This is a genomic window from Paenibacillus sp. OAS669, from assembly GCF_014873645.1.
GTDB lineage: Bacteria > Bacillota > Bacilli > Paenibacillales > NBRC-103111 > Paenibacillus_S > Paenibacillus_S vulneris.
The window spans coordinates 154,031-169,671 of sequence record NZ_JADBDR010000011.1 but is presented as its reverse complement, the minus strand read 5'-3'; the positions used below and the strand labels follow the sequence as shown (position 1 = coordinate 169,671).

15 protein-coding genes are annotated in these 15,641 nt (G+C 49.6%); 2 read left to right on the top strand and 13 right to left on the bottom strand.

Features of this window, described 5'->3' with window-relative positions:
* Positions 1 to 21: 21 nt before the first annotated feature.
* The 5 genes from deoC to GGC63_RS22910 all read right to left on the bottom strand — a co-directional run bounded on the left by deoC (position 22) and on the right by GGC63_RS22910 (position 5,035).
* Positions 22 to 687: a deoxyribose-phosphate aldolase gene (deoC, locus tag GGC63_RS22930; RefSeq protein WP_192704298.1), complete on the bottom strand. Its 666-nt coding sequence runs from the start codon at positions 685 to 687 to the stop codon at positions 22 to 24.
* 226 nt (positions 688 to 913) lie between these two features.
* Entirely contained in the window at positions 914 to 1,855 is a 942-nt protein-coding gene (locus GGC63_RS22925; protein ID WP_192704297.1) for a sugar-binding transcriptional regulator, read from the bottom strand.
* A 130-nt stretch (positions 1,856 to 1,985) separates the two neighbouring features.
* On the bottom strand, positions 1,986 to 3,515 hold the full coding sequence (locus GGC63_RS22920; protein ID WP_192704296.1) for a DUF4179 domain-containing protein: 1,530 nt from the start codon (positions 3,513 to 3,515) through the stop codon (positions 1,986 to 1,988).
* Entirely contained in the window at positions 3,512 to 4,081 is a 570-nt protein-coding gene (locus tag GGC63_RS22915; RefSeq protein ID WP_192704295.1) for an RNA polymerase sigma factor, read from the bottom strand. The genes GGC63_RS22920 and GGC63_RS22915 overlap by 4 nt, the downstream gene beginning before the upstream one ends.
* A gap of 60 nt (positions 4,082 to 4,141) precedes the next feature.
* The gene (locus GGC63_RS22910; protein ID WP_225948423.1) at positions 4,142 to 5,035 is read right to left on the bottom strand and encodes a polysaccharide deacetylase family protein; all 894 of its coding nucleotides are present in this window, start codon (positions 5,033 to 5,035) and stop codon (positions 4,142 to 4,144) included.
* A gap of 115 nt (positions 5,036 to 5,150) precedes the next feature.
* Between GGC63_RS22910 and GGC63_RS22905 the strand changes: the two genes are divergently transcribed.
* Positions 5,151 to 5,309, top strand: a complete 159-nt coding sequence (locus tag GGC63_RS22905) for a hypothetical protein (protein ID WP_192704294.1) — start codon at positions 5,151 to 5,153, stop codon at positions 5,307 to 5,309.
* Here the strand turns inward: GGC63_RS22905 and GGC63_RS22900 are convergent.
* From GGC63_RS22900 to GGC63_RS22865, 8 genes are all read right to left on the bottom strand, one after another.
* Complete coding sequence (locus GGC63_RS22900) at positions 5,306 to 5,695, bottom strand: acyl-CoA thioesterase (protein ID WP_192704355.1); 390 nt, start codon at positions 5,693 to 5,695, stop codon at positions 5,306 to 5,308. The genes GGC63_RS22905 and GGC63_RS22900 overlap by 4 nt on opposite strands.
* A gap of 618 nt (positions 5,696 to 6,313) precedes the next feature.
* Entirely contained in the window at positions 6,314 to 7,645 is a 1,332-nt protein-coding gene (locus GGC63_RS22895; RefSeq protein ID WP_192704293.1) for an ABC transporter substrate-binding protein, read from the bottom strand.
* Positions 7,646 to 7,978: 333 nt separating this feature from the next.
* Positions 7,979 to 9,136: an NAD(P)/FAD-dependent oxidoreductase gene (locus GGC63_RS22890; protein ID WP_192704292.1), complete on the bottom strand. Its 1,158-nt coding sequence runs from the start codon at positions 9,134 to 9,136 to the stop codon at positions 7,979 to 7,981.
* Positions 9,137 to 9,140: 4 nt separating this feature from the next.
* Positions 9,141 to 9,872, bottom strand: coding sequence for a methyltransferase domain-containing protein (locus GGC63_RS22885; RefSeq protein ID WP_192704291.1), 732 nt, complete (start codon positions 9,870 to 9,872; stop codon positions 9,141 to 9,143).
* On the bottom strand, positions 9,865 to 11,013 hold the full coding sequence (locus tag GGC63_RS22880) for a type III polyketide synthase (protein ID WP_192704354.1): 1,149 nt from the start codon (positions 11,011 to 11,013) through the stop codon (positions 9,865 to 9,867). Before GGC63_RS22880 ends, GGC63_RS22885 begins: the two co-directional genes overlap by 8 nt.
* A 240-nt stretch (positions 11,014 to 11,253) precedes the next feature.
* Positions 11,254 to 12,456, bottom strand: a complete 1,203-nt coding sequence (locus GGC63_RS22875) for a GTP-binding protein (protein WP_192704290.1) — start codon at positions 12,454 to 12,456, stop codon at positions 11,254 to 11,256.
* Between the two features lie 216 nt (positions 12,457 to 12,672).
* Positions 12,673 to 12,864, bottom strand: a complete 192-nt coding sequence (locus GGC63_RS22870) for a DUF6171 family protein (protein WP_225948437.1) — start codon at positions 12,862 to 12,864, stop codon at positions 12,673 to 12,675.
* 83 nt (positions 12,865 to 12,947) lie between these two features.
* Positions 12,948 to 14,435 (bottom strand): alpha-N-arabinofuranosidase, encoded by a 1,488-nt coding sequence (locus GGC63_RS22865; RefSeq protein WP_192704288.1) that lies wholly within the window; start codon positions 14,433 to 14,435, stop codon positions 12,948 to 12,950.
* A 202-nt stretch (positions 14,436 to 14,637) separates the two neighbouring features.
* Between GGC63_RS22865 and GGC63_RS22860 the strand changes: the two genes are divergently transcribed.
* Positions 14,638 to 15,549 carry an ArsR/SmtB family transcription factor gene (locus GGC63_RS22860; RefSeq protein WP_192704287.1) on the top strand — a complete coding sequence of 304 codons (912 nt, stop codon included), beginning with the start codon at positions 14,638 to 14,640 and terminating at the stop codon, positions 15,547 to 15,549.
* Positions 15,550 to 15,641: the final 92 nt, after the last annotated feature.

Genomic DNA, 15,641 nt, shown 5'->3' with positions numbered 1-15,641 from the left:
ACGAACCTCCTTGTATAAGGATTAATAGGAAGCTTCGGATTGGCCGCCTTCCATAATCTTGACACCGGAGCTGGCCCCGATCCGGTTGGCTCCCGCTTCGATCATCTTCTTCATGTCCTCGAGACTGCGTACGCCACCGGACGCCTTGACTCCGACCTGCTCCCCAACGGTTTTGCGCATCAACGCAACATCCTCCGGAGTAGCTCCACCGGTTGAAAATCCGGTCGACGTTTTTACGAAATCAGCGCCGGCTTTGACAGCCAATTGGCAGACGCGAACCTTTTCCTCATCGGTCAAAAGGCAGGTTTCAATGATGACCTTCACCAGCGCTTTACCTGCTGCCGCATCAACTACGGCTTTGATATCCTTCTCGACGAGCTCGTTATTCTGGTCCTTCAAAGCGCCGATATTGATGACCATATCGACCTCCGTTGCGCCATTGGCAATCGCATCCTTCACTTCATAAGCTTTCGCGGCAGAAGTTGTGGCACCAAGAGGAAATCCGATGACTGTACACACCTTCACTTCGGTTCCCGAAAGCTGCTCCGCCGCATAAGCGACCCAACCCGGGTTGACACAGACGGAGGCAAATTTGTATTTCTTCGCTTCTTCCGTTAACTTGGTAATTTCAGCACGGGTAGCATCCGCCCGCAGTAATGTATGGTCTATCATGCCTGCTAAATTCATGAAACTCTCTCCTTTAATTTGAGGTTGAAGGCATCTATTTATAAATGGTTTGTTAAAGACTTCATCGTTATCATAGCATGAGAATGAACAATTGTAAAATGGTATATGAAATTATGTTCATGACAGTTATTTACTTATTTTGACGCTATCGCAAGGGTAAATGGAATACAGAAAAAGCCTGCCGATTCTTACCTCGGTAGGCTTTCCCAAACGTCCTGCTGGCTATTCATTTGTCTCTTAACAATGCCTGCGCTGTGTATTGATCCGTTATCAAAATATTGGCGTATTTACCCGTAAGCGCAGCACGGATCGCTTCGATTTTCCTTTGTCCTCCGGCAACGAGAATCGATTTTTCCTTTTTGCGAAGCTCCGGAAGATCGATGCCGACCGTCCGGTCGTTGATTTCATCAATGCAGATGTTGCCCTGTGCATCAAAGAAGCGGGAGCATATGTCCCCTGCCCCTGTCTTCTGAAGACGCTCCTGCTCTTCCTTGTTGAAATAGCCTAGACGGAACAAGAGCGCATCCTCCTTCACGGTTCCGACCGTGAATACGGCAATATTGGCCTGCTTGCCCAATTGGATAATTCTCTGAATATGGCGGTCCTTTTCCACCATTTCCTTAACGGCAATATTGTCAAAGATGACTGGCAGAGGCAAGTAACGGGCGGCCGTATGGAATGCTTCGGCAAACAGGTTTACCGTTTCTGCAGCATACGTATTTACGTGAGAGTGGCTGACGCCGCCTTTTAACTGAACGACCTCAACCCCCTTAACCTGCTTGGGCTGCAAATGCCGCGCCACCGAATACATCGTGGTCCCCCAGGTCACTCCGATAATATCCGAGTCCTGGACAATGTCATGAAGGTATTCAGCGGCGTTGCGGCTGATGTGCTTTTGGATCTCCTGGTATTCGTTTAAGGGAGAGTAGCACACATGGACCGTGTCCAGCATGAATTTTATTTTAAGATTATGAGCAAGAGTATCCAGATCCTCTTGAGGATCGACGATGTCAATGCGCACATAACCGCGTTCTTTGGCGTTCTGAAGCAGTCTGGATACGGTAGGACGCGAAACCCCGAGCCTTGCCGCGATATCCTGCTGGCTATAGTCGGATAAGTAATATAGCCTTGCCGCTTCGATGCTTAACCTCTGTTTTTCATCATCCATCAGTCCAACCTACTTGTCTGTATAGTTTAGGATCACTCCTCACTCATATTATAATCTCCGTACATAGAAGTACAAGTGTTCTTGAAATTACAGGTGATGACGGTACCAGCCGAATCATGTGCCTCCCAACTCAAGGCTTCAATGAAATCGTATAATCCCGATTCACAGATATCGTATCGCGGGAGCGGGAGAGCTGCAGCGTGTATTTCTCCAGCTTGCTTGCAGGGATATATACATCGAGATATTCCTGCTTGCGGTAATCTTCAGCAATGCCAAAGCCGCTTACGTTGAAGGCTTCCCGGTCCTCTCTTTCTTTTTGTATATAGGCTTCATAAGCTTCCGGGCCTTCTCGTTCAAACCGCTGCGTCAAGTCTTCTTGTTCCGCTATATGGAAGGAGATGCCTTCCAGCATCGTTTGCTCGGGGCTCTCTTTTTGTATCTTCAGATGCAGGTACCCTTCGAGAGCATAGTCGGCCCCTTCGATGACGATATCCTTATGTTTAAATCGTACGGTTTGCGGGAACGACCCGCTCAAAGATAGGTCGAATGCTTGGCTTGGCTTCCATTCGCCTACGGTCAGATCACCGATGTGCAGCGTAAGCGAATGTACCTCCGGATCAAAAAAGACCGACGAGGAAAACGGCAGCTGCAGCTTTCCATCCTCATAATAGAAAAGCCCCGGGCCCGACGGAACGTAACGGTACTCACGACCTTGATCATCCTTCAAATACGGCGCTGACCCAGTATCCCTAGGAAAATCGTAATACCAGCCTTCGGGACCTTTTACAATCAGGTTCATTGTGGTCGGTTGAATCGTCAGCTTCTCCAGGCTCAGCTCCTTCAAGTCAGGATCGCCCACAGCCAACACTTGCTTGGGTTCAAGCACCTTATTGTGCAGCAGCTTGTCGCGCTGGATCGGCACCTTAATCGTATCGATGTCCTGAACCTCCGATTTGCGCTGCTCTTGGTCAAAGGTAACCATCTGGACATCCAGTATCAGCTCGGCCCCATTGTCCAAAAATTGCTGAACCGTTCCATCCGCCAGCTGGTACTTGTATGTTTCCTGAAGGACGGGTTTCCCGCTGCCGTCTGTACTTGTAGTCATCGAGGAAGCCGTAGTCCCCCCTCCACCCTTCAAGCTTTGATGAGGGGAGATCGAGAGATGCGCCGGACTCCGGGTATCGGTGATATCGAATAAGTCCGTCTGGATAAAGCTTTTGAACAGCAGCTCCTCTTCGGTCAAATACATATCGCTGATGGTTATCACTGTCCCGTCCGTACGGAACGTGACCGGCTCAATCGGAATATAATCGTGATTTATCGCCGTTTGTACGCCATCCTGCTCCCGGATCTGCCTCAGCCAATCGACGGCAATCTCCATACCAGGGACTCCCTTCACCCATTCTGCAAAAGCAGGGGACATCTTCACCCCGGCGGAGAAGGTGACAGCGAGCAGGACCGCAGCCGCCGTGCTTTTCCATACGACAGGCAGAACCTTCCGCTTAGGTAATCTGGAAGGCGTTCTCGCCTCCATCTCTTGAAATTCTCCCCTGGCATACCGGTCAGGAACCTCTTCGGCGAACTGAAACAAGGATTCAGGCACCGGAATAGCTTCGAGGGATTGCTGCAATGCTTCCTTCAACTCCGCTTCTTGCTTCATATCATCAGCTCCTTTGTTATGCCTTGCGCTCTATGAAGTACAGCGCTTAGCTTGATTCTGGCATGATAGAGTCGGGATTTGACCGTTCCTGCCTTAATGTCCAGAAGCGATGCAATTTCTTCGATTTTCAGCTCCTGAAAATAATACAGTCCTACAACCATTCTCTGATTGAGCTCCAGTTCCATGACCGATTCAAGCAGACGCTCGGATTGTTCTTTTCTGAGCAGATTCTCGAGCGGTGAAGTAGCCGCATCCTGTATGTCGAGTCCGTCAATATCGACGGTTTGCTTATATCCCTGCTCTTTTCTGGCAATATCCACGGCACGGTGTGCCAGCAGCCGGTTGAACCAGCCATGAAGACGGATGATTTCCTTTCCACTCATAATGGTCGAATACAATTCGATCAATGAATTTTGTACCGCTTCCTCCGCTAACGGCTTGGACTGCAGCATCATATACGCCGTCCGGTAAGCTTTAGGAATTAACGGATTGACCAGCGTCCGAAACGCCTCTTTATTGCCGCGTCGGATATCCTCCATCAAACGCTGCTCGGCTTCCCATTCCATGCCCCCACTTCCTTTCCCATGCTGTCTCTATTCATTAGGCGTAAAGAAACGGTTTTCGGTTCAATTAGTCGTAAAAAAAGTTTGTAGATGATCCCATAATGCTTCCGCGGTAATATACGGCTCACCGGCATTGATTCGTTTTACGATCCGGCTGCCGCTCTCATTCAATCCTTCCTCGATGGTGAAAAACAGCTCAACCCCTGCCTGTCCCCCCGCTTCCAGGACCGCATCGCTGTAGGCTCCGTAGGGAAACGCAAGCAAGGAGGGCTGGTGCTCCCCGCCAAGCTCTTGCCGCAATCGCTTCTCCATAAAGGTCAGGTCGCTTACGATTCTTTTTCTATACTGCTCCTCCGACTCCAACGTCCCAGTCTGTCCGAGCCTTAACGCATTGGCAAGCGCCGGCTTCAAGGAGCCGTCGGCTCCGGAACTTCCCATCCGGTGAAGATGATAGGTATGGCTGTAGAAGCCCATCCCGCGGGCCTTCAAGCTGCGCATCTGGTCCCAGCTCATATGAGGCAGAGCCTCAGGATGATACAGATCCGACGATGCTCCCACGATAAAATTGGATGCCGTGACGCCAAACCTTTGCAGAACCGGCGCCGCTTCATGATAAAAAGACTCGTAGCCGTCATCAAAGGTCAATACGACAGCATTGGGAGGAATTCTCTTGCCATGGAGCATGAAGGAAACGAACTCTTCCATCTTGATAATATGAAACCCCTTATCTAGCAGCATCTGGATATGCTCTTGGAGCTGTCCGGAGCTGACCGTTGACATCCCCGCTTCTCCAGGCGGAACTTGCTTACGTACATCATGGTATAGCAGCACCATGGCTTTATCCTGATAATACCATGGTTTGGGCGGTCCTGGTTGGTCAGAAATTCCCATTAAAACCGCCAGCAATCCGATCCCAAGCAGCCAAATCATTAATTGGAACCAATTTCTTTTTCTCATTGCCTTTGCCTTTCCTGCTTTGTTACGCGCGTACGATTCATAGGCGAAGCAATGGCTTAAAAGGTTCAAAAAGGTGGAAGAAAAAAAACGTATCATTGGGTTTCAGGGGCGATCAATGGATGAAGAGGACCGGCTGTTCGACCGGCTGTATATGAATTATTCGCTTCCGATGTGCAGGAATTTATTTGGAATGGTTCCCTCTATCCATACGCAAAAAAACGGCCGGATGGTTTTGCCCATCACGACCGCTTCCTCTTGCGGGTTCAAGCTTTAAAACAGCTTGCGTAAAGCATCCGGCACTTCACGGCTTTTGCGCGATTGAATATCCATCGTCACACTGGTTACCGCTGCGTCGGCACAAAGCTCCCCGGCATCATTATAAATCTCCTGCTTAAGCACGAAGCTTGTGCGCCCTACACTTTGGGGCTGCGTCAGGATCGAGAGCTTGTCCCCCTGCCTGCATTCCCTTCGATAATTAATATTAATATTTACCGTTACCGTATGTACCCCTAACTCGCTGAAAGCTTCGTAAGGCAGGCCGACGGTTTCGTACCATTCCTCCCGCCCCCATTCCAAATACTCTAAATATTTGGCATTGTTGACATGACCGTTAACATCGATTTCCGTTGAACGGACTACAATATCGAGTCTGGCTTCCATGACTTGCTTCACCCTTTGCAGCATGAACTTTACTTCTGATTCTTACGAATACTAATCATTATAACAAATTCGGCCAGGAACAATCGAGATAACCAGGCTGTTTCCACTTACTTTTCGTCCTTATATGGGGTACGGCTCTTTAGCTAGTGCATATATCCTCATTATCCGCACGAGATTATGCTGATGTATTGTAGTTCAATTAATGAGGGTAAGCACCATTCTAATATGTTTACATAATTATTATTATGTTAAACACAACACCTTCCACTTCCTTCGCTTGTAAAAATATTACATTGCAATTAAATATTAGTTTACATAATATTTAATATGTAATCATTGGAAAGTGATCGTCCCATTTTTTCTCTCCTAAGAAGTCACAGGATGAAGTCACAGAATCAACTCCCCTTCGGGCCGCTAATATTGTACCTATCCGTCTGTGAAGCATGATAAGACAGAGCTCGCTATGGTCAAGTTGATCAATTGGTCACCTTCCTAAAAAAGCGACAGTACTAGGGACAAGCTCCTGAGCCCTACACTGCCGCTTCTTAATATTTTATAACGTTGATAGCTCTTCCATCACTTAACCTATATATATAGCCTTAAGAGAATGAAGCAGCGCTACTTTTTCTTATTTACTTCCTGCTCAATGGCTTTGTCCGCATCCTCTTGCGTCTCACGAAGAATCGTGTTCACATCCTTCGCTCCCGATGCCAAATTGGACACAACTCCGTTAATTTTCCCAGCGACAAGTACATGATATGGATTCGGAGGGGCCATTTTGGCCGGTTTGATGGCTAAAGCACCTTGGATATTCTTCCCTTTCGTTAAAGGCAGATCGGCCAAAAAATCCTTCCTAATGGATTCATCCGCAAGAACTGTCAATCGGCTCGACCGGTTCAGAATCATCTGTACCTCAGGCGAAGCCAAAAACTGAATCACCTCGAACGCCTCCTCCTTATGCTTGGAGGTCTTGGACACAACCATCATTTGTGCCCCCGGATCAATAGTCACTCCCGGTTTATCTTGAAAGGCAGGCGCACCGACCAGATCGAAGTTGAGCTGTCCTCCTGCCTTCTGTATGAATCCTAACGTATCGGGGATCCAGTTCAAGTACATAGCTGTCTGCTGATCCTTGACAAAGCTGTCCTGGCCCGGAGGCAGCTTTCCGTCGACGACCATACCAGGTATTTGATAAAATTCATGCACCCGCTCCAAAACGGACTTGAACGCATCATTGTTAATAAGCGACTTGTTGGTCTTCTCATCAACCAAAGGCATGGATTTCATTCTCGCGATAAACTCGGGGTTGGGCGGAAGACTTCCCCGAAACTGGACACCGCCGTCGTTATACGTCATCTTTTTGACGAGTGCAATGTACTCGTCCCAGGTTATCCCATCCTTCGGATAAGGGACGCCGCGTTTATCGAATAAATCCTTGTTATAGAACAATGCCATCTGGTTGAGTGCGAACGGGATGCCGTAAATTTCCCCCTTTGTCCCCAACTCCTTAATCCAGTCAATATTCGGGCTGGAGAATTTGGATAGATCCATATTATGCGACTTGACCAGCGCGCTCAGATCGGATGGGATATCCAGATCCTGCAGGACAGAGAATCTTGAATTGGCGGAATAAATAATATCGGGAGTCTGCCCTGCTGCTACGAGCTTATTGATATCTTCCTTAACAATTTTCAAGGTGATATGAGGATACTTGGCCGCCAACGGCTTGATCATGATCCTATCATATTCCTCATCGGTCATATTAAGAAAGTAAGGGGTCATGGTTAGCTCCACAGGCGTATTAGACTTGGTGTCCCCCGATTTCGTCTCGGCTGGTTTTGCAGCCGGAGCGGCTTGTTCACTACAGCCAGAAAGCAAACCGATCATCAAAGAACTGAGAGTAAGGTAAGAGGAAGTTTGCACGAATCGACATAAACGGGAATTGGACATAGCATGTAACCCCTTCTCATTTCGTTATTTGTTTGAATTCCAAACGCATTCCTTAAGCCGCGTTTCCTATGCATATAATGAAAATTGCGGAATGTAAACCCTTACAATATAGTATATCCAAACCCGCTCTTATTAGAATGTTGTTTCTTTGTGAAAAATTTATCTTAATACTCCCATTTCCTTTCAAATGGAACCAGCTTGTCGTGCATCATGTTTTGCGGCATAACCAAATAACCCCACTACGTGGGGCGAGACGGTTGAGAAACCTGCAGCAGTTAAAAAAAGCATCCTTTTGCTGATGGGCTACTGCCCTACGGCGATAGAGAATGCCTGTTATGGGTTAAAGGATTGTTTCAGGTCATCTTCATTCAATCGAGTAGCACGTACCGCTTTGCTCGCTAATCCTGGGATCATACGGGCTGTACCCCATAAAATACGGGGCAGAACCGGAGCCTCGAGCAGGAAATGAAGAGTCCGCCCCCATCGCAGCGGTCCTCTGAATTCACGAAGGACAGCTTGTGAATATTCCTGTTCCCACGTCGCTAACGAGATACCGCCCGATAAATATCTGCATGCTAGCGGAGCGCATAATTGGGCAGAACGCAGAGCCATCGACATTCCGTCTCCGCAAAGCGGCGGAATCGTCAGGATGGCATCACCGACGAGGGGAAGCTGACTCCATGCTATCGGTTTGCGGTGAAAATTGACCGGAGCTACGGCTGCCTGGGTGTTAGGGATTGGCACGGCATCGGCAAGTCTGAGCTGCAGCTTCGGATGACTCCGGCACGCGGCTTCGAGCAAGCTCAATATCGACGAATGATCGCTTTGAAAGGCTTTCCGCTCTAACAGCGCCGTAACATTAACCAGCCCTCCCTCGATGGGAGAGACCCCCAAATATCCCCCGTCAAAAAAATACATCTCGATAACGTGCTCCCTCTCCACCCCTTGGAAATGGGATTTCACCCCCACATATTTCGAGGCTGTACTGGTCTTCGGATGCCGGCCGACAAGTCCCGAGCGGCCATTCGCCCCCCATGCGGCCACAACGGCACGTGCTTGGAACGTTTGGCGTTCCATCCCGTTTTTCGCTTCAATAATATAACCCCCATCGACAGGAGTAACGGATAGGACCGTCGTTGAGGTCTTCACACATACGCCCGAGCTTACAGCTGCCGCATGAAGAGCTGCGTCGAGCGAGTATCTGCTCACTCCGAGAGCGGTCCCGGGGAGAGCTACTTCAATTTCCTTCCCGCTTTCAAGGATTAGCCTTGTGCGGTCCATGAAGCTGGGCTGCAAGGAATCTACATACTTCTGAAGACCAAGAGCATGTAATATCCATTGGGATTCAGGGGAAAGGAACTCCCCGCATACCTTGTGACGGGGAAATGGCTTCTGGTCAAGCAAAAGGGTCTGCCAGCCGTTATCGGCCAAGGCTTTGGCCAGACTGCTCCCGGCGACGCCTGCTCCAATGACGGCCGCATCCAGAATCATAGCATCAGCTCCGAGCTTCAGAATGTAGGTTGTTATGCCGGATGACGACCAGATAACGAAATAACGGTCTCCAGGAGTAGCTCATCTCCGGCATTTGCAGCGATTGCCTAATGAGCTGCCAATCCTTGGCTCGGAAGCCCTTGGCAACAGACAAGGGACCGTCGTTGACGATATAGCGGTTATTCGAGACTAAACGGGCAGTAATCCATACCGCCGTGTAGGGTATCCAATGCCGGTGAATGTCGTTGATCACGACACCGAGCCGGGATGCCTTTATCAAGCTGGCAATCACTTCCGGAAGCTCATGCTCGCGAAAATGATGAATAAACTGCGTCCCTGTCACCACATCGGCGCTGCATTCCGGTAATTCGAGCGCATCACAGCGCATAACTTGGATACGCGGTTCGTTACGGTAATACAGCCTCGCTTCGTCACAGGCTTCCTCCGTAATATCGGCCAAGGTAATCCGCACATCGACTCCCTGCATGTCCGCCCATTTCAGGATGCGGCGGTTCACGTCTCCCGAGCCGGACCCGATATCAAGAATCGAGAAGGTCGATGGCTTGCCCGCCTCCGTCCAAATTCGCCGCACCCCATGCAGGGTCGGCGAGGCGGCTCCGAAGATCCGGTTAAGCCGGCGCAAATGATGGAGTGCCTCACGAAGCTCAGCGCCACCCATCGTGAAGTCATCCATCAGCTCAGGCTCGGTTGCTCTCTCTTTCAGCCTTCTAAACATAGAGCGCATCTGAATGCCGATCCAGAGACGGAATGGACGGCTTATAGCTGAATTTGATGATTTCACAGGTAAGGCCGGGCCCAAAGGCCAGGGATACACCCTCTGCCGGTCCGGAACCGCTGCTTCCTAGCTCATCCCTCATGGCATTCAGCACGAATAATATCGTCGCCGACGACATATTACCGTAATTCCGCAATACTTGACGGCTATAGCTTGTTTGCTCAGGGGCAAGGTCGAACATCTTTTCCATCGTATCGATTATGCCTTTGCCGCCGGGATGAATCGCCCATAGCTCCGGCATAGGCTCGCCGCCGAACAGTCTTTCCATTTGCTCAGGGACAAACCGCCCCAGGAGCTTCGGAATATCTGTTGATAAATACAGGTCAAAGCCGAAGTTGCCAACTTCCCACAGCATCTCTTGGGCAGAATCCGGAAGCAATACGGAGAGCTCCTCCCGTAATTGAAAGATTCCTTGCTGCTTAGAGCCTGAGGCTCCAACAAGACAAGCAGACGCGCCATCGCCAAAGAAAGAAGCGCTGAACAAGGCTTCCCGTTGGCTTGAAGGCTGGATATGCAGAGTGCATAATTCGATGCATACAATCAATACCTTGGCCGAAGGGTTCCCCGACACAATCTGGCGCGATAGGCAGATCGCCTTTAGTCCCGCCGCACAGCCGAGGAAGTTCAGCGGAATCCGATTGACCGTATCGGACAATCCCAAGAGACGGATTAATGATGCATCCATCCCTGGCAAAAATTGCCCAGTGCAGCTCACAGTGATCAAGTGAGTGATGTCCGCCGCATCAACACGAGCGTCCTGAATAGCCTGCTTGGCCGCCTTCATCCCAAGCGGAACAGCCTCTTGCTTGTAGGTTTTCATTCGCTCCGCTGTGGACGGCGCCTGAGGATTGGCTATTCTTGAAAAATAACGGCATTCTTCGCCGGATGCAAGCAGGTTGGGCTCGCAAGTATAACGGCTTTCCACGCCGCATTGTTTAAAAATCTTCTTGGCCCATCGGGCGGAATCCGGAAATTCCTGCAGCGCCTCGTAAAGTTTTTGTGATGTATCCGTTTGGTCGAGCCGGTGATTCGGAACCGCTGTTCCGATTCCCAATATGGAAATGCCGAGTTCATCATCCATCACGATTACTCTTCCTCCTCTTCGGATTCCTTGACCTTCGATTTATCTGTTTATTCGTGCATCCTCCGGCATACGAACAAAACAACAGCCCTGATGAAGAGCTGTTGTTCCTATTAGGAGGATACGATGGCTTTATCGCTGCTGGTGCTCATGTTCCTCACCACTTCTATATCCTGCCAGTTTTATCATCAATATATCCTTGATACGGATGTTTTATACAAGTGCAGCTGCCTGATATGCTTATAGCTCAGCTTCACTCACGTTCGGAAGCGTATCCGCAAATGTGCTCCAGTCCTGCGTCATCTCAAGGTCCGTCAATAAGCAGGCATCCAGTCCAGCCTCGATTTGGCGACGATCCATCTCGATCCCAATAAAGACCGCCTTATTGATTCTATCCCCGAATTGTTCATCCCACTGCTGGGCCAGCTCAGGATCCTCTTGCAGCATGGCCTCCTGCTCTTCCTTAGGCAAAGCCGCAACCCAGTAGCCGGAAGGTCCAAAGCGAATGGAAGGACCCGCTTGGCTTAAGCTCTGGCCCAGCTTGTCACGCGTCGCCAGCCATAGGGTGCCTTTGGCCCGAACGATCTCTTCAGGCCAATCCTCCATCCACTGTCTCAACCGTTCGGGATGAAACGGTCTGACACGCTCATACACAAAAGAGCTTATTCCGTATTCATCCGTTTCCGGAGTATGTACCGGCCTCTGCATCTCCTGAATCCATCCGGCTGAATGGCTGGCCTCTTCAAAGTTGAATAAGCCTGTATTCAAAATATCGCTTGGGTTGACCCGGCCATGCTCGGTACGGATCAGTTTAGCCTTAGGCTGCAGCTTGCGCAGTACCTTCTCCAGCTCCTCCAGGTCCTCCGCCTTCACCATGTCGCACTTATTAAGCAGGAGCACGTCACAAAATTCAATTTGATCGACCAGCAAATCGACGACTTCGCGCGTATCGTCCTCTCCTACCGCCTGGTTCCGATCCAGCAGCATTTCTCCCGATGAAAAATCATGCCAGAACCGGTACGCATCGACTACCGTCACCATGCAATCCAGCGTGCAATATTGGGATAAATCGATTCCCTGCTCCTCATCGATATAACTGAATGTTTGAGCAACCGGCAGCGGTTCCCCGACGCCTGTGGACTCGATTAAAATATAATCAAAACGGTTTTCCTTTGCCAGCTTTTCCACTTCCTGAAGCAAATCCTCGCGCAGGGTACAGCAAATGCAGCCGTTCGACATCTCGACCAGCTTCTCATCGGTTCTTGACAGCCCTCCGCCATCCTTGATCAGCGATGCATCGATATTGACCTCGCTCAAATCGTTGACGATGACCGCGACTCTTATCCCGCTCCGGTTATTCAATACATGATTGAGTACGGTTGTTTTACCTGAACCCAGGTAACCGCTCAAGACCGTCACCGGAATTTTTTTCGCAGTAGACATATTAACATCCCCTTTAATAAATAGTTATTATTACGATTTGCACAGAAAGATTAAAGGTGCTTTGGCACCCTTGGATTGTTGAGAGACTCATTCCTCTCAACACGAGCTTTAAACGTAATATTTACGTTTAATGATTCTATCAAAAATCGTCTGATGCGTCAATCCATTAACGCAAAAACCCGAAGCAGCCTCCTGCTTCGGGTTGTATCAGCTTCGTTACGGCCACCTTGATCCTGCGGGTTCAGGACAGCTTTTTTCCTTGAGAAGCGCCCTGATTTGAACATAGCAGCCGCAATAACGGCACGTATGATGATGCAGAAGAGCTTCGCATGTGCGGCACGCCGCCAATCTAGCATCATATAGGTCCTCTGTCACACAGGCATCAGGCGCACGCTTCAAGATTCCCATCGATCGCTCGATTTTTTCTGCCGATACATCAGCCTCATCCGTACAATGGCGACAAAATCCATTAGCCATACTTAACGTCTCGACTACTCTAGGGTTAACAAAACGACAGACATCGGCGGCAAAACCGTATGTAACATAACGTCGGTCAACCGGGCATCACTGAAATCCACCGCACGAACACGGTCAGGCTCGGCAAAGGTGTTATGCGCCTGCATCTTCTCTGCTGTCACAATGCGGCCGGATACCTTGCCTGGAGTGCTCTTAAGCCCACGAAGCTCCAGCTCGACCTGAGCTTCTTGTTCAGGATGGATATTGCACAGGGTGATGCGCGTGCGGCCGTCAGTTCCTTTTGAAGCGGATGTGCTGACTTGAGGCAGCGAAACACCGTCGAAGGAATAGGATGTCTGCTCCGTTATATTTAATTCAAGCAGCTCCGCCCCCTGATGCTCTTTGTACAGCTCGAACACATGATAAGATGGAGTTTTGATCATGCTGCCCCCCTCGGTTAAGAGCATAGCTTGCAGCACATTGACCGTCTGAGCGATATTAGCCATGTGAACCCGATCGCAATGATTATTGAAAATATTGAGGGTAACACCAGCAACGAGCGCGTCACGCAGCGTATTCTGCTGATATAGGAATCCCGGATTCGTTCCCGGCTCAGGGTCGAACCAGGTGCCCCATTCGTCTACGATCAGGCCCACTCTTTTCTCGGGATCGTACTTGTCCATGATCGTGGAATGCTTCGTAACCAGCTCATCCATTATCAGGGCTTTACGCATGGTCGTAAACCATTCATCCGTTTCGAAATCCGTTGCAGACCCCTTCTGCTTCCAAACGCCCGGTACCGTATAATAGTGCAGACTCAAGCCGTGCATATGCCTGCCGGCCTCGCGCATTAAAATTTCCGTCCAGTTATAATTGAAGTCGTTGGCTCCCCCGGCAATTTTGTATACCTTGTTCTCTCCAAAATTGCGGACGTAGGTTTGAAATTGTCTGTACAGGTCAGCGTAATATTCAGGCCGCATGTTGCCGCCGCAGCCCCAGTTCTCATTTCCGACGCCGAAATATTTGACCTTCCACGGCTTGTCGCGCCCGTTCTTCCTGCGCCAATCCGCCATTGGAGATTCCCCGTCAAAGGTCATGTACTCCACCCATTCCTGCATTTCCTGGACCGTCCCGCTGCCGACATTGCCACAAATGTACGGTTCACAATCCAACAGCTCACAGAGTCTTAAAAATTCATGCGTTCCGAAATGATTGTTCTCGACCACTCCGCCCCAATGCGTATTTACCATCCGTTTGCGGTTTTCCCTTGGGCCCACGCCATCCTTCCAATGGTATTCATCGGCAAAGCATCCTCCGGGCCATCTAAGCACTGGAATGCGGATTTGCTTTAACGCCTCAAGAACATCATTGCGGTACCCTTCCGTGTTAGGAATGGGCGAGTCCTCTCCTACCCATATTCCTTCATAAATACAGCGGCCAAGATGCTCGGCAAAATGCCCGTAAATATGCTTGCTGATGGTGCCGCGGGTGATGTCGGTGTTAAGAACCATTTGCGTCTTCATGATTAATCATTCCTCCTGGAGTAATGAATTAATAAATACATTAATCAATTAACATGAAACAATGACCTTGATCCTAGTTAACCATATGAATAACGCTTTGACAACCCCTTTTATTCTATCTCTCATTGACTTTCTTGGATTTATGTTTATATTAATTACATACACTTATTTTTCGGAAGGATGAGAAAGGAACATACCCGACATGCTAACAATTACAGCAAGTGAAGACCATTTGCCCGTATACGAGGCGCTGGCAAGTGAAGTGCGGCTGCGCATTCTTCGCATGCTGGCAGCCCAGCCTATGAACATAAAGGATTTAGCGCAGCAGCTGAAGCTTAGCAGCGCCATCGTCACGATGCATATTCGCAAACTGGAAGCCGGCGGATTGATCTCTACCCAACTGGTCCGCAAGGAAGGCGGAACCCACAAGATGTGCTCTCTTGCGGTCGACCGAATCCAAATCGAGCTGCCGAGCCCAAGCGCCAACGAAGCACAGCGGCAAGTATACGAAAGTGTCATTCCCGTCGGACATTATACGGAGTTTGAGGTTTATCCTACCTGCGGACTTGCCACGAAGGAAAAGATCATAGGGCAATTCGACGATCCGCGCTACTTTCTGGAGCCGGAGCGGATGCACGCTCACATTCTATGGTTCGGCAAAGGCTTCGTAGAGTACCGTATCCCTAACTACTTGCTTCCGGGACAGGTGCTGGAGGAAATTGAAGTTTCGATGGAGCTGGGCTCGGAAGCACCGGGAGCCAATGATCATTGGCCTTCGGATATTCGCTTTTATTTGAACGGTACGCTTCTCGGGCAATGGACAAGTCCCGGGGATTACGGCAGCATCAGGGGGAAACACGCGCCGGATTGGTGGCGGACGGGGCTGAATCAATACGGACTATTCAAGGTGATCCGCATTAAAGAAGAGGGTTCCTATATCGACGGGCAGCTAATGTCGTCTGTCGGACTGTCCGACCTGGAGCTGGATCGCAATCATTGGACATTACGGCTCGCGGTCGAGGAGGATTCAGCGCATGTTGGAGGATTAACCCTGTATGGAGAAGGCTTCGGCAACTATAGTCAGGACCCTGTGTTCAGAGTGTATTATCGATGAGAACATCGTCTATCGATGGCCTTTCATAAAAAAACAAAGGGCTACAACCGGAAGAACCGATGTTGTAACCCTTCTTGTGTTTAGATGATAGT